Here is a 19,795-nt window from a genome sequence, read left to right as displayed (position 1 = left end):
CGTCCGCGGACGGTCGCCGTGCGCGAAGGCGCCGGGCGCCTGCTGTCCGCCGTCGCCTTCTCGGCCCGACCGTCGACAGCGGGCCGGGGCGAGGCCCCGGGCACGCGCCGGCCGCCGGCGCTGCTCGTTGCCGAAGCGGGGCCTGGCTCCTGGGTGTGCGAGTGCACGCGGGAGCCGCCGGCCGGCGACGGCTCCCGCCAGTCCCTACCGGAAGTCGGCCACGTGATCGGCGGCCCACTGGTCGAGCGTGCGTGCCGGGCGGCCGGTGACCTCCTCGACCGTCGCCGAGATCTCCGCCGGGACACCGACGAGACCCGCCTGGAAGCTGAGGAGCATGTCCGCGAACTCGGCCGGGACCTGGTTCTGGATCATCTGCTCACGCGCGACGTCCGGCGCCAGCTCCTCGTACCGCACCGGGCGTCCGACGGCCTCGCCGATCCGCCGGGCCTGCTCGGCCTGGGTGAGGGACTCCGGGCCGGTCAGCATGTACTTCGCGCCCGCGTGCCCGTCCGTCAGCAACACGCGGGTGGCGACGTCCGCGATGTCACGCTCGTGGATGAGCGCCATCTCGGCCTCGGCGTAGGGCCCGCGCACCACGCCGTCCGCGCGGATCTGCGGTGCCCACTGCAGGGTGTTGACGGCGAACGCGCCGGGCCGGACGAAGGTCCACTCGAGCCCGGACTCCTCGACCTCGCGCTCGATCTCCTTGTGGTAGGCCACGATCGCGTTGTCGGAGCCTTCGGTGCTGAACTCGACGGCCGACGAGGAGAGCAGGACGACCCGGCGTACCCCACGCTCCCGCGCCGCCCGCAGGACCGGTCCCGCCGTACCCGGCGAGGGGAACAGGAACAGCGCGGAGACGCCCTCGAGTGCGGGCTCCACCGTCTCCGGCCGGGTGAGGTCGCCGCCGACCACCTCGGCCTCCGCCGGCAGGCGGGCTCCCGCAGGACTGCGGGTCAGCGCGCGTACGGTCTCGCCCGCGGCGAGCAGTTGATCAACGACATGACGACCGACATTCCCGGTCGCTCCGGTCACCAGAAACACAGACCCCTCCACATCGCCGATCCCTCTTGATCGTGCTCGGTAGCGTCATTCCGCACGTGATCGCTCCATGAGGCCGGCGTAGCGGCCGGAATGGAAGATCAACGGTCTCGCGTCGGCCCCGATGGACCAGTCCACGGCTTCGGCGATCACCAATTCGTGGTCGCCTTCGACCTGGACCGTCCTGATCCGGCAGTCCAGCCAGCCGAGTCCGTCCGCCGCCACCGGGTGCCCGGCGGCGGTCCGGGCCCAGTCCCCGCCGGCGAACCGCTCGGCGTCGCGCGTCGAGAAGGTCCGGCAGACCTCTTCCTGCGCATCGCTGAGGATCGACACGGCGAAACCGCCCGTGGCCCGGACGGCCGGCCACGTGGTCGAGGTCAGCGCCGCGCAGAACGCGATCAGAGGCGGATCCAGTGACACGGAGGTGAAGGAGTTCACCGCCATGCCGACCGGCCCGCCGTCCGACTCCGCGGTCACCAGCACCACTCCGGTGCTGAAACATCCCAGTACGTCGCGGAAACCGCGCTGGGTCAGCACTGTCGCGCCCCCTGCCACCCGGTGGCGGGCCCGGCGTACCGACGGACGGTCTCGGTCGCCCCCGCCACGGGCACCACCTGCTGGGCCGAGGTGTGCGTGATCGGCCGTAGCCGACTTCCGGCTGCCCCGGCCAGGACCCAAGCCTTCACGTGCGTCCCTTCCCTTGTCCGAGGTGTCAGCGGAACAGGCCGGCGTTGTCGCGTGCCCATTGCGCGAAGGTCCTCGCCGGCTTGCCCGTCACCGTTTCGACCGTGGGCAGGGCCCGGACCTCCGTCTCGGTGGGGCGGCCGAGGAAGTCGAGGGTGGCGGCCACGATCTCGGCCGGCATGTACGCCGACATCTCCTTCTCGGCCCGCTCCGGAGTGATCTCCTCGTGCCGGAGTTTGCGGCCGATCGCTTCGCCGATCGCCGCCACCTGCTCGACGGGCGTGATCGGCCGGGGGCCGCTGAGCGGGTAGACCGCGCCGGCGTGCCCTTCCCGGGTGAGCGCGGTCCGGGCCACCGCCGCGATGTCACCGGGGTGGATGGCGGGCAGGCCCACCCGGGCGAACGGCGTGCGCACGACGTCGCCCTCCGCGATCTGGGGCGCCCAGGCCCGGGTGTTGGAGGCGAACTGGCCCGGACGCAGGAACGTCCACTCGAGCCCGGATTCCTCGACGGCGCGTTCGGCCTCCCGGTGCACCCTGCCGATCAGGGATTCCGGGCGGGTCTCCACGGCCACGCTGGAGAGCAGCACGATCCGCCGCACCCCGGCCCGGGCCGCCTCCTCGACCACCGCGGTCTCGTTCCCGGACATCATGAGGAAGCAGGCCTCCACCCCGGAGAAGGCCTTGACCAGCGACTCCGGCGTGGCGAAATCCCCTCCGACCACGTCCACGTCGGCCGGGAGCGCGGCCCGCCCCGGATTGCGGGTGAGCGCCCGAACGGGGACCCCCTCGGCACGCAGCTGCCGCAGCAGCTCACCGCCGACGTTGCCTGTGGCACCGGCTACCAGAATCATGACGTTCCCTTCCGGAACTCGTCGGCGTGGTCGGCCACCCACTGGGCGAAGCTCAGCCCGGGGCGGCCGAGGTAGGAGTCGACCGGTGAGATCTCGTGCGGGCGACCGACCAGCTGGGCGAACATCCTCAGCCGTGCCTGAACGGCGTGCGGGGGGATACCGGCCCGCAGCCACTCCTGCCGCGCCTCGTCGTGGGTGACCTCCGCGAAGCGGACCGGCTCGCCGGTCACTTCGCCGATGATCCGTGCCCGGTCGGCGTAGCTGAGCGACTCCGGTCCGCTGAACAGCGGCGTCCGGCCCACGAGTTCGTCGGTCAGCAGCGCGCGGGCGGCCACCGCCGCGATGTCGCGCTCGTGAACCGGGGCGGTCCTGGCGTCACCGAAGGGGAACCGGGCGACGCCTTCGGTCCTGATCTGTCCGGCCCACTCCAGGGCGGTCGCCGCGAACCCTCCGGCAGGCCGCAGGAACGTCCATTGCGCACCGGTCTCCCGGATCTGGCGCTCCAGCTCCCGGTGCTTGACGGCGATCATGTTCTCGGGGTCGTCATCGAGGACCGAGTAGGACGACAGGGCGACGATGCGGCGGACCCCCGCCGCCTTCATCCGGGCGATCGGCTCCGCGGAGCCTCCCGGAAACGCGGCCATGACGAAGAAGACGGACTCGATGCCGTCCAGGGGGAGATCGGCGGTGGCGGCCACCTCGACCTCGGGGGGCAGGTCGGCCCTGCCCGGGTGGCGGGTGAGCGCCCGCACCTTCCGGCCGCGGGCGAGCAGCTCGTCCACGAGCGGCCTGCCGACATGTCCGGTGGCTCCGGATATCAAGATCATTGTCGTCTCCTTCAGGCCGGCCCGACGAGACCCTGGGTGTAGTCGAGTGCCGCGGGCTCGAACTGCATGACCGCGTGGCCGGCGACGGAGCGCACGTCCCGCCAGTACCGCTGGAGCGGGTGCCCGTCCTCCTGGGCCCTGGTGCCGCCGATCCGCAGCAACCGGTCGGTGGCGTCGACCAGCATCTGAAGCGCCAGCGCGTAGTCCCTCCGGTTGCGGCGCGCCAGCTCCGGCGACAGGGCGCCGCCGTCCACGACGGCGCAGGCCCGCTCCAGCAGCAGCTGGGCCGCGTCGATCTCTCCGGCGGCCCTGGCGAAGTCCACCTGGTAGGACTGGCCGGCGGCGGCCCGCGGACCGGTCGGAGCGACCGCCACAAGCTGCGCCGCGACCGCGAGCGCGCCGCGCGCGGCGCCCAGCACGGGGACGACGAACGTCAGACCGCTCACGGCGGCGTTCGGCAGTGGGGTGCGTCCCGGCAGGCCCACCGTCGCGCCCCGGAACGCGTCCTCGCGCAGGCAGACACGGTGCTCGGGCACGAACACGTCGTCCAGGACGAGCGTGTGGCTGCCGGTGCCCCGCATGCCGAGGGAGGCCCAGGTGTCCTCGTAGGTGTAGTCCTGTCGCGGTACCGCGAAGATCCTCATCGGCTGCCCGCCGGACTTCGGGCCGGGGGCGGGGCCGGTCAGCAGCGTCCAGTCCGCGTACTCGACGCCGCTGACGTAGGTCCAGGACCCGGAGAGCCGGAACCCGCCCTCCACCGCGACGGCCGTACCCAGCGGCTTGATGACGGCCGCGACCAGCGTGTCGGGGCCGGCCGCCCAGATGTCGGCCTGGCCCTGCTCGGGCAGACAGGCCACGTACCGGGCGGCATGAGCGGCGAGGCAGGCCAGCCACGCCGTCGAGGAGCACTCCTCACCCAGCTTCGCCACCGCGGCGGTCAGCTCCCTGTAGCCGCGCTCGTCCCCTCCCCAACGGGTCGGCACCAGCCACCGGGCGAACCCGGCGTCCACCACCGCCCGCATCACCTCCGGGCTCACCCTGCGCTCGGCGTCGGCCTGCGCGGCCTGCGCCCCGGCCAGCTTGGCGGCCTCGGCCACCGCCGCCTGTGTCTCCGTTGCGAGTGACATGCCGGTCGCTCCCCCTCTCACGCACCGTCGAAGACGGGCGGGATGTTGTGGTTGATGCGGAACAGGTTGTGCGGGTCGTACTCGGTCTTCAGTTCGGTCAGCCGCCGGTGGTCCGGCTCCGCGTAGGCCCGCCGGACTCGCTGGGGGTCGCCGTCGTGGTCGAACAGGAACCCCGGCAGCAGGTCGCCGGTGTCCCACGGCCTCAGCCGTTCCAGCACCTCGTCCGCGGCCCGGCGCGCGGCGCCCGCCTCCTCGGCCGGGGCCGGCCTCCGCGTCCACAGGTGGAACGCCGCGCCCCTGGTGCCCACCGCGTGGGCGCGTCGGGGCGGCCGGTTAAGCGCGCCGCCCAGGTGGCGCAGCTCGATGTTGACGAACGGGTCTCCGGGCGCCGCCGGATCGATGAACGGCACCAGCGCCTCGACCGCCCCGTCGTCCAGCTCGGACAGCAGAGCGCTGCGGAAGTGCACCCTGACCGGGTGCTTCGGGTCGTGGTGGATCTCGGTGAGCTGCGTGTACGGCCTCGTGGCGCAGGTGTCCGTCTCGGGGCCGAGGGCGCGCAGCGGTGCGACCAGCCGGGCGCCCTGCGCCCCGTCGCCGGTGTGGACGATGTGCACCAGCACGAAGGACCGGCCGCGGTACGCGTCGGGCACCTTCGGCAGGTCCGGGAACCGCAGCAGGGTCACCGAGGACGACATCTCGTCCGGCTGCTCCTCGGCCCAGGCCAGATAGGACCGCACCACGTGCGCCGTGTGCGCGGGGTCCTCCCCCGGGTAGTAGAGCTCGCCGGCGAAGACGCTCCGCAGTGGCACCAGGTCGATCTCGGCCGCGGTCACCACGCCGAAGTTGCTCTTGCCGCCCCGCACCGCCCAGAACAGATCGGGTTCCTGGGCCGGCGAGACGGTGCGGATCCGGCCGTCGGCCGTGACCAGTTCGAGGGAGCGGACGTGGTCCGCGGCGAAGCCGTACGTGCGGCAGGTCAGCGGCAGTCCGCCGCCGGTCAGGTAGCCCATCACCCCGGCCTCCGACGAGGAGCCGCACAGCGGAGCGAGGCCGTGCCGGGCGGCGGCGGCAAGCACCTCGCCCCACCGCAGCCCCGCCCCGATCCGGGCGGTTGCGGCCTGCGGATCGACCGACAGCTCCCGCAGTCCCCCGGTCGCGATGAACACCGCACCGTCGGCGGCCACCGACCTGCCGTGCCCGGTCGACTCCACCGCGATCGGCCGGTTCGCCGCGGCGGCGAACCGGACGGCGTCGGCCACGTCGTCGGCGCCGGCGGCGACCACGACGGCCGCGGGCCGGTGCTCGACTGTCAGCAACCAGCCGGAGGTCGCCTCCTCGAAGCCGTCGTCACCGGGGTGGAGCGTGCGGCCGCGGACGGGTGCGCCCAGGCTCACGCGGTGTGCCAGGCGGCCGGTCCGTCACCGATCCGCTCGCCGGTGAACTCGGCCGTGGTGGTGTGAACCATCACGCCGTCGGGGGTGTAGATGCGGGCGGTGCCGACCCCGCTGTGCGCCGCTCCCTCGAGGCCGGCCTCGACATGAGCCTCCACCGTCCCCGCGCGGCCGCTCGCCGGGGTGAAGGTCTCGGTGAGGTCGTAGGTGAATCCCCCCGCCTGCCCGGCGGCCCAGGTCCCGGTGCCCACGGTCGCGGACGTACGCAGCGCGACCGTGCCGTCCGGGGCGAAGGAGATGGTGTAGGAGTCGGTGTGACCGTCGTAGCTCACCTGGCCGGTCCAGACACCCACGGGGGTCTGAACGGCGTCGGCCGCAGAGTTCGTGTCCAGCACGTCAGTTGTCCACCTTTTCTAAGGAGTTCGCCGCGTCGTCCGCTTCGGTGAGCGGCGGAGGGCCCGGCATGCGGGCGGTGCGCAGCAGGGTCGCTGCGGCCGCGGCCAGCAGCACGGCGAGCACCGCACCGACGATCGCGGTCGTCTGCAGGCCGTTCACAAAGGCCTCTCGGGCCACCGACAACAGCCGGGAGCCGTCGGCGGCCGGCAGCGTGCGGGCGACGTCCGCCGCGGCGGCAAGGGTGTCCTTGGCCGCCGTGCCGACGGAGGCGGGCAGCCCCTCGGGGAGCCGGTCGGCGAGGTCCGCCCGGTACACGGCGAAGCCGACACTGCCGATCACCGCGACGCCCAGCGCGCTGCCGAGTTCGGTTCCGGTCGCGGCCATCGCGGACGCGGCACCGGCCCGCTCGGGCGGGGCGGCTCCCACGATCAGTCCGGTGCCCAGCGAGATCATCGGGCCGAGGCCGAGACCGATGACGGCCGTCCCGGCCACCGCGAGGAACAGGTCGGAGGGGCCGCTGACGCGGGCCAGCAGCACCATGCCGAGCGCGGAGACCACGAGGCCCCCGGAGAGCAGGGTGCTCAGCTTCATCCGTCCGGCGAGGGTCGGTCCCCCCATGGCGCCGATCATGACTCCGAGTGTGATCGGCAGCGTCCACAGCCCGGCCTGGATCGGGTCCAGCCCGCGCACCAGCTGCAGGTACTGCATGACCAGGAACTGCAGGCCCGCGGAGAGCAGGGTCGCCAGCACGAGCATGCCGAGGGCGGTTCCGAACAGTTTGTTGCGGAACAGTGAGAGATCGATCAGCGGTTGCCTGATCCTGCCCTGGCGGGAGATGAAGAGCGCCCCGACCGCCAGGCCGACGGCGATGGCGAGGCCCGACTCCAGGCTCAGGCCGTCGGCGGCGATCCGCTTCAGACCGAAGATCAGGCCGAGGATCCCGACGACGGACATGATCACGCTGAGCAGGTCCGGGCGGGCGACCGACTCGTCCCGGTACTCGGGCAGCACGAGCGGGCCGAGGACGACCAGCAGCACCATGATCGGGACGCCGAGGAGGAAGACCGAGCCCCACCAGAACAGCTCCAGGAACGTGCCGCCGACCAGCGGTCCGATCACCGTGCCGAGGCCGAAGAAGCCGGTCCAGGCACCGATCGCGGCACCCTGCTGCTTGGGGTCCTGGAACATGACCCGGATCAGGGAGAGGGTGGAGGGCATCAGCGTGGAGCCCGCGATGCCCAGCAGCGCCCGGGCGGCGATGAGCATCGCCGGGTTGACCGCGAACGCCGAGATCGCCGAGGCCGCTCCGAACGCGACCGCGCCGATCAGCAGCAGCCGCCGACGGCCGATCCGGTCCCCGATCGCGCCCATGGGGATGAGGAAGCCGGCGATGAGGAAGCCGTAGATGTCCACGATCCACAACAGCTCGGTGTTGCCGGGCCGCAGGTCGGCGGTGAGAGTGGGCAGTGCCAGATGCAGGACGGTCAGGTCCATCGCGATGAGCACGGTGGGAAGCGCGAGGACCGCCAGCCCCAGCCACTCTTTTCGGGTCGCCCGCGGTGGCGTTGTCGTACCGGTGTCGGTACTCAAAGAGATCTCCTTGTGCTGTAAGGGAACGCTGGACGACGAAACGCTAGAACCTCAAGCCGAGTTGAGGTCAATAGGCGATCTTCGGCCACAGTCCCTGGCCCGGTCGTGGGGGAAGAGCGGGGGGTGCGCGCACGTCGTCGTCGGCGCACGTTCGGCAGGGGTCAGCGCACGTCGTGCCAGTCCGCGAGCAGCCCCGCGGCGAGCGCCTCGTGCAGCCCGGGTGCCTTCGCGTCCTTCTCCGACATCAGCGGTGGCTCGCTGAACCCCCAGGGGAGCGCCAGGTCGGCGTCGAGCGGGTTGATGTCGATCTGCGTGCCGGGCACGTACCGCGTGGAGACCACGTAGCAGATGCAGGCGTCCTCGGTGAGCGACAGGAATCCGTGCCCGACCCCCTCCGGCACGTACACGCACGTCCCGGATCCGGCGTCCAGCAGGGTCACGTGGTGCTCACCGAAGGTGGGCGAGCCCGCCCGCAGGTCGACGACGATGTCGCGCAGCGCCCCGCGCACGCAGGTGACGTACTTGACCTGTCCCGGCGGTACGGCCACCCCGTGGATCCCGCGGAGCGTGTTCCACCGGGACACCGAGTAGTTGATCTGCTCGGGCCGGAACGGGCGCCCGGTGGCAGCCTCGACCTGGTCGCAGCGGAACCCTTCGAAGAACGCGCCCCGCTCGTCGCGGATTGGCTGCGGGTCGAACACGAACGCGCCCGGCACCCGGGTCTCGACGATGTCCACGTCCCTCAGTCCCGGGCGCGGTACTGCGCGGCCATCCGCTCCAGAACCGGCACGATCTCGCCGGGGCCGGGCGCGGCGGTCAGGTCCGCGTACACGGCGCGGGCCCCCCGCTGGAACGACGGCTCGGTCAGCAACCGGGACAGCTCGTCGCCCACCTGCGCCGCGGTCAGGCCCTCACTGGGCAGGGCCACGCCCGCGCCCCGGGCCGTCAGATAGCGGGTGCTGGACAACGCGCTGCCCAACTCCTCCATGACGATCATCTGGGGCACCCGGTGCGCGGCCGCCGCGAAAAACGTGCCGAAGCCACCGTGGTGGATGATCGCCGAACAGGTCGGCATGACCTGGGTGAGCGGGACGTAGTCGAACATCCGCACGTTGTCGGGGATGCGGACGTCCTCGCCCAACTGGCCGGCGTCGACCGTGGCGACCACCTCGACGTCCATCGTGGCCACCGCCTCGAAGGCGGCCGTGACCCGTGCGTCCGGACCGTCGTGGACCGTGCGCCCGGTGACGCCGAGCGACAGGCACACCCGGGGCCGCGACGGTGGTTCCGACAGCCACTGCGGCACCGGGGCGGCCCCGGTGTACGGCACCCAGCGCATCGGGACCCGGCGCAGGCCCTCGGGCCCGGGCAGCTGCGAGGGGAGCGGGTCCACGGTGAAGTCGCCGAACAGCAGGTCCTCGGAGAAGTCGTAGCCGAACCGCCCGAACACCGGCGCCAGGGTCGCGGCCAGCGGATCCGTGTCCGCGCTCACCGCGGACGCCGGATCGTTGATGCGTTCGACCAGGCGCCTGCGGATCCAGCCGAAGTAGTCGGGGCCCCACATCATCCTCGCGGACGCGGCCCCGCACACGCGGGCCGCGACCGCCCCCACCGGACACGCCGGGTCCCAGATCACGAGGTCCGGCTGCCAGTTCCGGGCGGCCTCGACCAGGTTGTCGGCGAGCTCCTGCCGTCCCTCCTCGTCCGGGTGGTATCGCCGGTACGCGGCCACCAGGTAGTAGCGGGTCGCCCGCCACAGCTGGTCGAAGTCGGAGCCGGCCTCGAACCCGAGCGCGTCGCTGAAGCGGTCCAGCTCCGTGTCGGTGATCGGCGCGGGCGGCGAGGTGCGTTCGCCGAGCCCGACCGCCGTGAGTCCGGCCGCGGTGATCTGCTCGACCAGACCGGTGTTGCTGGCCACCCGCACGTCGTGTCCGGCGCTCTGCAGCGCCCACGCCAGCGGGATGCTGGGGTACAGATGAGCGGTCAGCGGTGCGACCGCGATAAGAATCCGCATGTGAATTCGCCTAGCTGTCGTGGATGTCAACGCGTCCCGGCGGCGTGCCGCGGGTCCAGACGACCTCGAACGCCAGCCGCGCGAAGCGCCAGCCGGCGTCGGTCCGTACCGCTTCGCCCTCGAAGCGGTCCCCGACCTGGAAGGGCTCGGGTGCCCGGAGCGTCTCCCGCGCCCCTGACTGCCCGGGCGGGTCCTGCGGTGCCGCCTCCTGGAGGTGCAGGTGGGTGGCGATCAGGTTTCCCCTGACCCGCGCCCGGTCCCCGTCGATCTCGACGAAGTGGCCGGCGGCCATGTGGTGGGTCCGCCGCCACTTGCCCATCATGGCGGCGGTGAACTCGGCCATGCCGGCCACTCCGTCGTGACCGCCCATCGGGAACTGGAACCTGCCGTCCTCGGTGAAGACCGACCGCGCCCAGGCGTCGTCGAACTCCGCCTCGTCCAGACCGGCCAGATAGCGGTCGACCAGGTCCTGGACATCCATCCGGTCGGCGAGGCGGCTCAGTGCGCCCGCGTCCTGTGGCATGTGCGTCCTCCCTCGCTCTCAGCTCACCAGGGCGGCCGGGGCGCCGAACCACCGGTCCAGCGCGTCGGTCAGCCCCTCCTTCCCGCCGGGCGCGGCCCAGGCCACGTGCCCGTCGGGCCGCACCAGCACGGCGTCCACCCGCGGCACCGAGGAGTCGGCGGCCGGCTTGGCGGTCACCACGTCCACCCGGTCGGCCCACGGCTGCGCGGACTGCCGTACGGACTCGTCGTGGGCGAGGTCCAGCACGAGGCCGCGCCCCCCGCGCAGCAGCGGGAAGACCGTCGTCGTCGCTCCCTCGGCGGCGAGTTCGAGGTCGGGCATGCACAGTCCGAGCAGCGGGTGGTCGCCCGGGCCCATCGGGTAGCGGATCTCCAGCCCGCTGACCATGCCGGCCAGGTGCCGGTGCACGACCTCGTGGTCGGTGAGCTCGCCCAGCACGTCGCGGAGCGGCTGCATCTCGGTGCCGCCCAGGAAGAGCAGCCCCTGGGCGCGGGTGTTGTTGAGCAGCCGCCTGCCCACCGCGTGCCGCTCGTCGTGGTAGGTGGCGAGCAGCGTGTCCGGGGCCCGGCCGCGCACCACGGCGGCGAGCTTCCAGCCGAGGTTGAAGGCGTCCTGGATGCCGGTGTTCATGCCGAGCCCGCCCGCCGGGAGGTGGACGTGCGCGGCGTCACCGGCGAGCAGCACCCGCCCCCTGCGGTACTCGGTCGCCAGTCGCGTGGCGTCGCCGAAGGCGCTCACCCACAGGGCCTCGCCGTGGCTGATGTCCTCTCCGGTGAGCCGCTGCCAGCCGGCGGCGACCTCGCTGAACGTCGGTGGCTCGGTGCGCCGCTGCGGGGGCGTGTCCCGTTCGCACACCACGATCCGGTCCACCCCGTCACCGATGGGGGCCGACATCGCGACCCCGCCGGGCAGCCACTCACCGATGAAGCGTGGCCGGATGTCGCAGCCTCGGACGTCGGCGAGGAACAGTTCGAGGGTGGCGGGGGTGCCGGGGAAGTCGAAGCCGGCCAGCCCGCGGACCGTGCTGCGGCCGCCGTCGCACCCGACCAGGTAGCGCGCGCGCAGCACCATCGGTCCGTCAGGTCCCTGGGCCGTGACCTCCACGGTCTCGCCGGTGTCGGCCAGGCCGACGACCGTGTGGCCGCGGCGCACATCGCAGCCGAGCTCCGCGACCCAGCCGCGCAGCATCGTCTCGGTGTGGACCTGCGGCAGGTTCACGACGGCCGGGTGGGCCTCGGGAAACACCCCGAAGTCCAGCGGCAGCCCGCCGAAGTGCCCGCGGGTGGTCGTCTGCAGCGGGATGTCCAGCACGCCGAACCGCTCCACCAGGCCGCGTTGCGCGAACACCTCCATGGTCCGTGGGGTGAAGCCCAGTCCGCGTGATTCGGTGGTCGGTTCGGTCAGCCGGTCCAGCACCATGACCTCGACTCCGCCGAGGCGCAGTTCCCCGGCGAGCATGAGGCCGGTCGGACCGGCGCCGACGACGATGACCTCGGCGTCCAATGCAGCATCCATCAAAGCTCTCCTGTTCAGGTTGTGGGCTCAGCGTGCGACGCCCACCGGCTGCCGCACCGTCGCGGGGTCGTCCACCATCGCCAGGACGGCGTGGGCGAGGTCGGCCCGGGAAACGGAAGAGGACTTCGGCACGTTGCCGCCGACGACCCGGCGGTACCGCCGGGACAGTGGCCGGTCCAGCAGCCGTGGGGGCCGCACGATCGTCCAGTCCAGGGCGCTGCCCCGGACGAGGTCCTCCATCACCGCGAGATCGTCGTACTGCGGCCGGAACGCCCGGGACACCAGAGGCAGGATCACGGTACGGATCAGCAGGCCCTCCCCTTCGGGAACCGGGCCGACCGGAGCGGCACTCACCGCGAGGAACCGCCGCACCCCGCAGTCCTGCGCCGCCTCGATGATCGCCCCGGTCGCCGCCGACGCGATGCCCGCGCCGGCGTTGCCGCGCGCGCCGAGGGCGGAGATCGCCGCCTCCTGTCCGGTCAGGAGCGGCCGCAGCGCCTGCGGGTCGGTCACGTCGGCGACCCTCACTTCCAGTGCCTCGTGACGGACCGTCAACGCGACCGGATCGCGCACGACGGCCGTCACCCGGTGACCGGCGTCCAGTGCCTGGCGGACGATCTGCGTGCCGGTGCCGCCGGTCGCCCCGAAAACGGTGAGCTTCATACGCTTCCCTTCAGCCGGTCCTGCCCGGTCTCCCGGTGCTGCGGGGTGTCGCCACCCCCGACGCCGCGCGACGGCGGCCGCGCCGGGCCCGCTTCACGCGTCGGCGGGCGACTGCCAGCTGCGGGGCGACGGGTGACCCGGCGCCCGCTCGACGCGCCGCCAGCCCGCGGTGGCCCGGCGCGCCCGGCCGGGCGCGCCAGAGCCGGTCTCCTGGCGCGCCAGCAGGGCCGTGATCACGGCGGCCAGTTCCTCGGCCGTCGGGCGCCCCCTCACCACGCGGATCACCGGGGTGGACCGCCGTGCTTGCGCACCGGCAGGCCGGGGTGGTCGTGGCCGGTGGCGCCGCAGCCGCGGTGTGCGGTCCGGGCTCCGGCCGACGCCTGCGCCTGGTCGAGCCAGGCCTGTCCGGTACCGCCCGGTCCCGCTGGAGCCGGGCCGGGTCGTTTCCTCGTGGTCCTGTTCATGGCGGGGACTCTCCCTCGATCATGGGTTCGGCGTGCCGAACCAGCGGTGCAGGGCGGCATGGAGAGGTGTCGCGCAGTCGTCGACCCATGCGACGTGACCGTCGGGGCGGAGCAGGACCGCTCGGACGGCCGTCCCGCCGGACTCGAACGGGGCCCCGGTCCCAGGGCCGTGCGGCGTCGCGGCGGATACCGTGCGGACCCGTTCCGTCCAGCCGGCCGCCGCTCCCGACGGCAGGCCGGCCGCGAGGTCGAGCAGCACCCCGCGTCCGGTGCGGAGCAGCTCCGCGGTACTGGACGGGCCGGTCTCGGTGGTCAGCTCCCCGTACGGCGCCCTGCCGACGAGCGGCGGGGCGTCGCTTCCGTCGGGGTACCGGACATCCAGGCCGCTGATCATGCCGGCCAGATGCCCGACCACCTCGTCGTGGCCGAGCAGCTCGGCCACGGTCGCGCGCAGCGGCTCCACCTCCGCGCCGCCGAGCAGCAGCATGGCCTGCGCCTCGATGTTGGCCAGCACGCGGCGGCCCACGGCGCGCCGCTCGTCGTGGTAGCTGTCGAGCAGGCCCGTCGGCGCCCAGCCGCGCACCTGCGCCGCCAGCTTCCAGCCCAGGTTCACGGCGTCCTGCAGACCCAGGTTGAGGGCCTGGCCTCCGACCGGCATCTGCGCGTGGGCGGCGTCCCCGGCGAGCAGCACCCGGCCGCTGCGGTACCGCTCGGCCAGCCTGCGGGTGTTCCCGAAGGCGTTCACCCAGATCGGCCTGCCCGCGCCGATGTCCTCCCCGGTGACCTTCGCCCAGGCGGCGGCGACCTCCGCGAACTCCGGCTCCACGGCACGGGCCGAGGCGGCCCTGCCGAACTCGTGCACCATGACCCGGGTGACCCCGTCGGGCCGACGGTGGGCGATGGCCAGGCCGTGCTCGTGGCGTTCGAACCGGCGGTCGGGCACGTCGATGCCGGCCACGTCGGCGCGGAGCAGTTCCTTCGTCGCGTCCGTGCCGGGGAAGGCGAAGCCCGCCAGCCGCCGTACGGCGCTGTTCTCGCCGTCGCAGCCCACCAGGTAGGCGGCCCGGACCCGGACCCCGCCATCGGGGCCCACCGCCTCGGCTTCGACCCCCGACTCGGTCTGCCGCAGGCCCACGAGTTCGTGACCGCGCCCGACGACCGCGCCGAGACCGACCGCCCAGTCGCTCAGCAGGTGCTCGGTGCGGGCCTGCGGCACCTTCCACAGACCCCGGTACGGGCTGTCCAGCCCGCTGAAATCGAGGCGGATCCCGCCGAAGTGTCCGACCAGGTCGTGGGGCACCGTCCCCAACGCGTCGAGCAGTCCTCGCTGGTCGAAGATCTCCATGGTGCGGGCGTGCAGGGTCGAGGCCCGCGATTCGGTGGTGGGAGCCGCCAGGCGCTCCAGGAGCATCACGTCCACTCCGCCGAGCCGGAGCTCACCCGCGAGCATCAGCCCGACCGGCCCGGCGCCCACGACGATCACGTCGGTGTCCACAGAGTGCGCTGCCATGGTCAGCGCTTGTTCTCCGCGTAGTCCTTCGCGTGGCCGAGGGTGGCGCGGCTGTTGGTGCTCAGCGCGTTGCGGACGTACTCACGGGCGTCCGCGACGCTCGCCGCGGGGCCGAGCACCCGGGCGATGTTGTCGGTGTTGAGGACCACGGTGTGCTGCGACGAGGCGGCGACGCCCTGCTCGTTCTCCGTGAAGGTCCAGTACCCGGTGTGCAGCGTCATCAGGGCGGGCAGGGTGACCTGCTTGTACGCGATCCTGTGGTGCGGGAAGGTCACCCGGTAGGACTTGGTGGTGTGTGTGGAGCCGTCCTGCGCGCGGGTGTCCATCTCCAGCGTCTGCAACCCCGGAGTGTCCTCCTCCAGGCGGACGCTCGCCACGTGCGGGAGCCGCTCGGCCCACAGCCCCGCCTCGTTGACGAAGTCGTAGACGTCCTTGGCCTGGCCCTGTATCTGGACGGTGTCCTCGAAGGAGAAGGTGACCTCCTCGGAGTCGTGGGCCAGTTCGACGTTCCGCTTCAGGGAGGCGAGTTCGCTGCGGGAGTTGCGGTCGACGGCCTCGTCGATCCACTTCAGGCTCTCCGGGTCGTCGTCGACCGCCCGGTAGTCGTGCAGCAGCCGCACCCGGGAGGCCGAGTCGGACAGCGGCTCGACGATCCAGGTGCCGCCCATGGCGGCGACCGGCGGGCTGGAGACCTCCTGCCGGAAGGTGATCCGCAGTGCGCGCGGGTCGAGGGTGCGGCGCGAGGTCCAGTTCTTGGCCTCGCCGTTGGCGGTGGCCCAGATCCGTATGCGCTCCTCCTCGTCACCCCGCTCGACGTGGTCGACGTAGATGGTCGGCGGGAAGATGCGGGGCCAGTTCTCCACCTCGGCGATCAGCCGGTAGACGGCGGCGGCCGGGGCCTCGATGGTGATCTCGTGCTCGACCTGACGGTTCGTCATAGGTTCTCTTCTCCGCGAGTGTCAGAAGTTGCCCAGGCCGCCGCAGACGTTCAGTGCCTGCGCGGTGATGGAGGCGGCGGTGTCGGAGGCCAGGTAGCCGACCAGACCCGCGACCTCCTCGGGGGTGGAGTAACGGCCCAGCGGGATCTTCGCCTCGAACTTCTGGAGGATGGCCTCCTCGCTCGTGTCGTAGGCGGCCGCGTAGCCCTGGCGGACGCGTTGCGCCATCGGGGTCTCGACATAGCCGGGGCAGACGGCGTTCACGGTGATCCCGGTCGGGCCCAGTTCGTTGCCGAGCGCCTTGGTGAAGCCGACGACGCCGTGCTTGGAGGCGGAGTACGGGGCACCGAGCACCACGCCCTGTTTTCCGGCGGTGGAGGCGATGTTGATGATCCGGCCGCGGTTCTTGTGGCGCATGCCGCCGGTGTTGAGCACCTCACGGGTCATCAGGAACACGCTGTTGAGGTTGGTGTTGATGACGTCGAACCAGAGCTCGTCGGCGATGTCGGCGGTGACCCCGCCACCGGACCGGCCCGCGTTGTTGACCAGCACGTCGATCGGGCCGAAGCGGTCGACGGCCTGCTGCACGAAGCGGTGGATGTCCGTCGCGGAGCGGACGTCACAGGGGGCGCCGTCGACGTCGAGTCCCTCGTCGACCAGCTCCTTGACGGTACGGGTGACGCTGTCCTCCGTACGGGCACAGAGGAACACGCGGTGGCCCTGGCGGGCCAGCAGCCTGGCTGCCTCCAGGCCGATGCCGCTGGTGGCACCGGTGACGATGGCGACCTTGGGTTCCTGCTCCGTCATGCTGTCTCCTGACTGCGTCGGTGGGTGACGCCGGGCACGCCGGCCGTGGCACGGCCGGGCACGGGCGTGCAGTGCGGTGGGTGCGCCGCCGACCCCGCGGGGGACCGGGGCCGGCGGCGCGGTCGGGGGGTCAGAGGGCGACGGACGGCACCAGCACGCCGTTGACGGCGTCGATCAGGGCGCGGGGCGTCCTGGCATCGGTCAGCGTGTCGTCGTCCAGCATCACACCGAACTCGCGTTCTATTCGGCTGCCGGTCTCCAGCATGGCCAACGACTCGTAGCCGAGCGACTCGAAGTCGGTGTCGAGGATCTCTCCGTCGAGGTCGACGCCTTCGTCCGCGCCGGCACCCTCGCGCAGGATGCGCTTGAGGTCGTCGACGGTGAACTCGCGAGCAGACATGAAGGGCTGTCCTTTCATCTTGGTGGAGCGGTCACTGTGCGGGGCCGGGCTGGACGGCGCGTGCCACCAGCGCGGAGTTGAAGCCGCCGTGGCCGCGGGCGATCACCAGGGCGGAGCGGACCGTCGCGGCGCGCTCCTCGTCGACGACCAGGTCCAGGTCGTACGCGGGGTCGGGGGTGACGCCGATGGAGGGCGGGATCACTCCGTCCCGCATGGCCAGGAACGCGGCGGCCACGTCCAGCGGTGCGGCGCCCGAGTAGAGGCGTCCGGTCATGGTCTTGGGCGCGGTGACCGGCACCGCCCGCGGACCGAACACCCGGCAGATCGCCTCGGCCTCGACACGGTCCAGCTCGGGGACGGCGGCCGCGTCGGCGAACACCACGTCGATCTCCTCCGGGGCGACACCCGCGTCGGCCAGCGCCAGTTCGATCGCCCTGGCCAGTCCGGGGGGACGGCCGCTGCCCGGCCGGGGGTCCAGGGTGGAGCCGTATCCGGCGATCTCTCCGTAGATCTCACGGGCCCCCCGGGCACGGGCACTCGCCAGATCCTCGAGGACCAGCAGCGCCCCGCCCTCCCCCGGCACATGTCCGCGCGCGGCCGGGTCGAAGGGCAGATACGCCCGCTCCGGGTCCTCGCTCGTGCTCAGCCGGCCGCCTGCCATCTGGGCGACCCAGCCCCACGGGCAGATCGAGGCGTCGACGGCTCCCGACATCACCAGCCCGGTGCCCTTGCGGATCTGACGCCGGGCCTGAGCGATCGCGTCGAGCCCGCCCGCCTGGTCGCTGACGACCACACCGCTCGGGCCGCGCATACCGTTGCGGATGGAGATCTGGCCGCTGTTGACCGCGTAGAACCAGGCGAAGGACTGGTAGGCGCTCACGTGACGGCTGCCCTTGCTCCACAGCGCCTGCAGCTCCCGCTGACCGAACTCGAACCCGCCCGACGAGCTGGCCGTGATCACGCCCATGTCGTAGTCGGACGACTCCTGCGGGTCGACGCCCGCGTCGGCGAGCGCCCAGTCCGCGGTCGCCAGAGCGATCCGGGTCATCCGGTCCGTCTGCGGCAGCAGCCGCCCCGGCAAGTGGTCCTCGGCGACGAAGTCGTCGATCTCCCCCGCCAGCCGGGCCGGGTACTGCGCGGGGTCGAAGCGCGAGACACGGCCGATGCCGCTGATCCCCTTGCGGACCGCCGCCCAGTACTCGTCCGAGCCGCAGCCGTTGGGGGCGGCCACGCCCAGACCGGTGACCACGGTCCTCACGGCGGCGTCACTCATGCCGCGCTCCTCTCCGGACGGGCCAGCACCATCGCGCTCTGGAAACCGCCGAAGCCGCTGCCCACCGAGAGCACGGCGTCGGTCCGCCAGTCACGCGCCGTCAGCGGCACGTAGTCCAGGTCGCACTCGGGGTCGGGCGTGTGCAGGTTGGCGGTCGGCGGCACCACACCGTGTTCCATCGCGAGCACGCTGGCCGCGATCTCGATCGAACCGATGGCGCCCAGCGAGTGACCCACCATCGACTTGATCGAGCTGACGGGCACCTGGTAGGCGTGCTCGCCCAGGCTGCGCTTGAAAGCGGCGGTCTCGTGCCGGTCGTTCTGCTTGGTGCCCGAGCCGTGCGCGTTGACGTAGTCGACGCCGTCCGGGTTGAGCCGGGCCTCGTCCAGGGCGACCCGGATGGCCTCGGCCATCTCCCGGCCGTCGGGCCGCAGACCCGTCATGTGGAAGGCGTTGCTGCGCGTGGCATAGCCGGCGACCTCCGCGTAGACGTGCGCTCCGCGGCGTCTGGCGCTGTCCAGTTCCTCCAGGACGAAGACGGCCGCCCCCTCGCCCAGGACGAATCCGTTGCGGGTGCGGTCGAAGGGACGGGAGGCGTGCTCCGGATCGTCGTTGCGCGACGTGGTCGCCTTGATCGCGTCGAAGCACGCCAGTGTGATCGGTGAGATGGGAGCGTCCGACGCGCCGGCCACCATGACGTCGGCCGAGCCCTCACGGATCAGCTCGGTGGCGTAGCCCACCGCGTCCAGCCCGGAGGTGCAGCCGGTGGAGACCACCGTGGCGGGGCCCTCGGCGCCCACGGACCACGCCACCTCGGCGGCGAAGGAGCTGGGTACCAGGTAGTTGTAGAGGTGCGGCACGGCGTAGGTGTGGTCGACGAGTTCGAGCCGGCCGCTGTCGCTGACCGTGCGGTACTCCTCGTCCAGCCCCATGGTGGCGCCGACCGCGCTGCCGATCGTCACGCCGGTGCGGTGCGGATCGAGGGCGGTGACGTCCAGTCCGCTGTCCGTCACCGCCTCGCGCGCCGTCACCACGGCGAACTGCGCGGCCCGGTCCATCCGCCGGATCTGCTGGCTGCTCAGCCCGAGGAGTTCGGCGTCGAAGTCGACCTCGGCGGCGACCTGGGAGCGGAACGGGGCCGGGTCGAAGAAGCTGATGCGGCGGGTGGCGGTTCGGCCGTCCGTCAGCAGACTCCAGAAGTTCTTGACGCCCACGCCACCGGGCGCGGTGACCCCGATCCCGGTGATGACGACCCGCCGGCCATGCGGCGCGCTCACTGCGCGGTCCAGTGGTAGAAGCGCTCCGCCATGGCGTCAGCGGGAGAGCGCCAGGTGGCCGGGTCGTAGGCGGTGATGAACGGTTTGAGGTCGTTGCTGATGGTGACGAACCGGGAGTCGGTCTTCGCCTCCTCGATGCGCTCGCCACCGTCCTCGCCGTCGAAGTCCTGCAGGTGGAAGTACAGGCCGCGGTACGAGAAGAGCTGCCGGCGCCTGGTTCCCATCCGGTGGGGCATCTCCGTGCCGTCGAACGCACCGAAGAGACGCGCGACCTCCGCGGCCGAGTGGGGTTCCATCCGAGCCACGATCAACGTGCTGTGCATCCACATCTCCTTGTCTGGACGATCAGATCCGGGAGGGCCTGACCAGCGCTCGAGCGCTGTGGGCAGGTCCTTGACGGCGGCCGCTCACGGCCCGGGCCGCGTGCCCTTCGCCGACGGCCGAGGACGGCCGGTGTGCCGGTGAGCGGGTTGCCGGGCTGCGGCCCGTGGGGAGCCGCGGT

At 72.4% G+C, this 19,795-nt stretch carries 22 protein-coding genes and 1 pseudogene; all 23 read right to left on the bottom strand.

All coding sequences use genetic code 11. The features are described from left to right. Window positions 1–204 precede the first annotated feature (204 nt). Complete coding sequence (locus ACIBBD_RS24675; protein WP_399421677.1) at window positions 205–1,035, bottom strand: SDR family oxidoreductase; 831 nt, start codon at window positions 1,033–1,035, stop codon at window positions 205–207. Window positions 1,036–1,089: 54 nt separating this feature from the next. Next, window positions 1,090–1,578: a flavin reductase family protein gene (locus ACIBBD_RS24670; protein ID WP_399421676.1), complete on the bottom strand. Its 489-nt coding sequence runs from the start codon at window positions 1,576–1,578 to the stop codon at window positions 1,090–1,092. A gap of 62 nt (window positions 1,579–1,640) precedes the next feature. Next, a pseudogene (locus ACIBBD_RS24665) lies at window positions 1,641–1,727 on the bottom strand (sugar phosphate nucleotidyltransferase); the annotation flags it as partial. A 26-nt stretch (window positions 1,728–1,753) separates the two neighbouring features. Beyond that, window positions 1,754–2,578 (bottom strand): SDR family oxidoreductase, encoded by an 825-nt coding sequence (locus ACIBBD_RS24660; RefSeq protein WP_399421675.1) that lies wholly within the window; start codon window positions 2,576–2,578, stop codon window positions 1,754–1,756. Continuing rightward, window positions 2,575–3,405 (bottom strand): SDR family oxidoreductase, encoded by an 831-nt coding sequence (locus tag ACIBBD_RS24655; RefSeq protein ID WP_399421674.1) that lies wholly within the window; start codon window positions 3,403–3,405, stop codon window positions 2,575–2,577. Before ACIBBD_RS24655 ends, ACIBBD_RS24660 begins: the two co-directional genes overlap by 4 nt. 11 nt (window positions 3,406–3,416) lie before the next feature. Further along, complete coding sequence (locus ACIBBD_RS24650; RefSeq protein WP_399421673.1) at window positions 3,417–4,532, bottom strand: acyl-CoA dehydrogenase family protein; 1,116 nt, start codon at window positions 4,530–4,532, stop codon at window positions 3,417–3,419. A 17-nt stretch (window positions 4,533–4,549) separates the two neighbouring features. Further along, the gene (locus tag ACIBBD_RS24645) at window positions 4,550–5,926 is read right to left on the bottom strand and encodes an FAD-binding oxidoreductase (protein ID WP_399421672.1); all 1,377 of its coding nucleotides are present in this window, start codon (window positions 5,924–5,926) and stop codon (window positions 4,550–4,552) included. After that, complete coding sequence (locus ACIBBD_RS24640) at window positions 5,923–6,318, bottom strand: hypothetical protein (RefSeq protein ID WP_399421671.1); 396 nt, start codon at window positions 6,316–6,318, stop codon at window positions 5,923–5,925. The genes ACIBBD_RS24645 and ACIBBD_RS24640 overlap by 4 nt, the downstream gene beginning before the upstream one ends. Before the next feature lies 1 nt (window position 6,319). Continuing rightward, window positions 6,320–7,909, bottom strand: coding sequence for an MFS transporter (locus ACIBBD_RS24635; protein ID WP_399421670.1), 1,590 nt, complete (start codon window positions 7,907–7,909; stop codon window positions 6,320–6,322). Window positions 7,910–8,070: 161 nt separating this feature from the next. Then, complete coding sequence (locus ACIBBD_RS24630; RefSeq protein ID WP_399421669.1) at window positions 8,071–8,646, bottom strand: dTDP-4-dehydrorhamnose 3,5-epimerase family protein; 576 nt, start codon at window positions 8,644–8,646, stop codon at window positions 8,071–8,073. A gap of 5 nt (window positions 8,647–8,651) precedes the next feature. After that, window positions 8,652–9,923 (bottom strand): nucleotide disphospho-sugar-binding domain-containing protein, encoded by a 1,272-nt coding sequence (locus ACIBBD_RS24625; RefSeq protein WP_399421668.1) that lies wholly within the window; start codon window positions 9,921–9,923, stop codon window positions 8,652–8,654. Between the two features lie 10 nt (window positions 9,924–9,933). Then, a complete protein-coding gene (locus ACIBBD_RS24620) occupies window positions 9,934–10,446 on the bottom strand; it encodes a nuclear transport factor 2 family protein (RefSeq protein ID WP_399421666.1) in 513 nt (170 codons plus the stop codon). Between the two features lie 18 nt (window positions 10,447–10,464). Further along, window positions 10,465–11,961 carry an FAD-dependent monooxygenase gene (locus tag ACIBBD_RS24615; RefSeq protein WP_399421665.1) on the bottom strand — a complete coding sequence of 499 codons (1,497 nt, stop codon included), beginning with the start codon at window positions 11,959–11,961 and terminating at the stop codon, window positions 10,465–10,467. Window positions 11,962–11,988: 27 nt separating this feature from the next. After that, complete coding sequence (locus tag ACIBBD_RS24610; RefSeq protein ID WP_399421664.1) at window positions 11,989–12,624, bottom strand: NAD(P)-dependent oxidoreductase; 636 nt, start codon at window positions 12,622–12,624, stop codon at window positions 11,989–11,991. 93 nt (window positions 12,625–12,717) lie between these two features. Continuing rightward, window positions 12,718–12,900: an acyl-CoA carboxylase subunit epsilon gene (locus tag ACIBBD_RS24605; RefSeq protein ID WP_399421663.1), complete on the bottom strand. Its 183-nt coding sequence runs from the start codon at window positions 12,898–12,900 to the stop codon at window positions 12,718–12,720. A gap of 5 nt (window positions 12,901–12,905) precedes the next feature. After that, the gene (locus ACIBBD_RS24600) at window positions 12,906–13,088 is read right to left on the bottom strand and encodes a hypothetical protein (protein WP_399421662.1); all 183 of its coding nucleotides are present in this window, start codon (window positions 13,086–13,088) and stop codon (window positions 12,906–12,908) included. 19 nt (window positions 13,089–13,107) lie between these two features. Further along, a complete protein-coding gene (locus ACIBBD_RS24595) occupies window positions 13,108–14,598 on the bottom strand; it encodes an FAD-dependent monooxygenase (RefSeq protein ID WP_399421661.1) in 1,491 nt (496 codons plus the stop codon). 2 nt (window positions 14,599–14,600) lie between these two features. Next, window positions 14,601–15,536, bottom strand: a complete 936-nt coding sequence (locus ACIBBD_RS24590) for an aromatase/cyclase (RefSeq protein ID WP_399421660.1) — start codon at window positions 15,534–15,536, stop codon at window positions 14,601–14,603. A 21-nt stretch (window positions 15,537–15,557) separates the two neighbouring features. After that, a complete protein-coding gene (gene fabG / locus ACIBBD_RS24585; RefSeq protein ID WP_399421659.1) occupies window positions 15,558–16,343 on the bottom strand; it encodes a 3-oxoacyl-ACP reductase FabG in 786 nt (261 codons plus the stop codon). 130 nt (window positions 16,344–16,473) lie between these two features. After that, a complete protein-coding gene (locus ACIBBD_RS24580) occupies window positions 16,474–16,743 on the bottom strand; it encodes an acyl carrier protein (RefSeq protein ID WP_399421658.1) in 270 nt (89 codons plus the stop codon). 31 nt (window positions 16,744–16,774) lie between these two features. Further along, on the bottom strand, window positions 16,775–18,016 hold the full coding sequence (locus ACIBBD_RS24575; RefSeq protein ID WP_399421657.1) for a ketosynthase chain-length factor: 1,242 nt from the start codon (window positions 18,014–18,016) through the stop codon (window positions 16,775–16,777). Continuing rightward, a complete protein-coding gene (locus ACIBBD_RS24570) occupies window positions 18,013–19,293 on the bottom strand; it encodes a beta-ketoacyl-[acyl-carrier-protein] synthase family protein (protein ID WP_399421656.1) in 1,281 nt (426 codons plus the stop codon). Before ACIBBD_RS24570 ends, ACIBBD_RS24575 begins: the two co-directional genes overlap by 4 nt. Next, window positions 19,290–19,616 (bottom strand): TcmI family type II polyketide cyclase, encoded by a 327-nt coding sequence (locus tag ACIBBD_RS24565; protein WP_399421655.1) that lies wholly within the window; start codon window positions 19,614–19,616, stop codon window positions 19,290–19,292. The genes ACIBBD_RS24570 and ACIBBD_RS24565 overlap by 4 nt, the downstream gene beginning before the upstream one ends. Window positions 19,617–19,795: the final 179 nt, after the last annotated feature.

The sequence above is a fragment of the Streptomyces sp. NPDC051315 genome, assembly GCF_044455165.1.
Lineage (GTDB): Bacteria > Actinomycetota > Actinomycetes > Streptomycetales > Streptomycetaceae > Streptomyces.
This window is presented reverse-complemented; position numbering and strand designations above follow the sequence as displayed.

Coding starts and splice junctions, on each gene's coding strand:
- ACIBBD_RS24660 (WP_399421675.1), bottom strand. CDS start 2,578: ATGATTCTGGTAGCCGGTGCCACAGGCAACGTCGGCGGTGAGCTGCTG.
- ACIBBD_RS24655 (WP_399421674.1), bottom strand. CDS start 3,405: ATGATCTTGATATCCGGAGCCACCGGACATGTCGGCAGGCCGCTCGTG.
- ACIBBD_RS24650 (WP_399421673.1), bottom strand. CDS start 4,532: ATGTCACTCGCAACGGAGACACAGGCGGCGGTGGCCGAGGCCGCCAAG.
- ACIBBD_RS24625 (WP_399421668.1), bottom strand. CDS start 9,923: ATGCGGATTCTTATCGCGGTCGCACCGCTGACCGCTCATCTGTACCCC.
- ACIBBD_RS24620 (WP_399421666.1), bottom strand. CDS start 10,446: ATGCCACAGGACGCGGGCGCACTGAGCCGCCTCGCCGACCGGATGGAT.
- ACIBBD_RS24615 (WP_399421665.1), bottom strand. CDS start 11,961: ATGGATGCTGCATTGGACGCCGAGGTCATCGTCGTCGGCGCCGGTCCG.
- ACIBBD_RS24610 (WP_399421664.1), bottom strand. CDS start 12,624: ATGAAGCTCACCGTTTTCGGGGCGACCGGCGGCACCGGCACGCAGATC.
- ACIBBD_RS24600 (WP_399421662.1), bottom strand. CDS start 13,088: ATGAACAGGACCACGAGGAAACGACCCGGCCCGGCTCCAGCGGGACCG.
- ACIBBD_RS24595 (WP_399421661.1), bottom strand. CDS start 14,598: ATGGCAGCGCACTCTGTGGACACCGACGTGATCGTCGTGGGCGCCGGG.
- ACIBBD_RS24590 (WP_399421660.1), bottom strand. CDS start 15,536: ATGACGAACCGTCAGGTCGAGCACGAGATCACCATCGAGGCCCCGGCC.
- fabG (WP_399421659.1), bottom strand. CDS start 16,343: ATGACGGAGCAGGAACCCAAGGTCGCCATCGTCACCGGTGCCACCAGC.
- ACIBBD_RS24580 (WP_399421658.1), bottom strand. CDS start 16,743: ATGTCTGCTCGCGAGTTCACCGTCGACGACCTCAAGCGCATCCTGCGC.
- ACIBBD_RS24575 (WP_399421657.1), bottom strand. CDS start 18,016: ATGAGTGACGCCGCCGTGAGGACCGTGGTCACCGGTCTGGGCGTGGCC.
- ACIBBD_RS24565 (WP_399421655.1), bottom strand. CDS start 19,616: ATGCACAGCACGTTGATCGTGGCTCGGATGGAACCCCACTCGGCCGCG.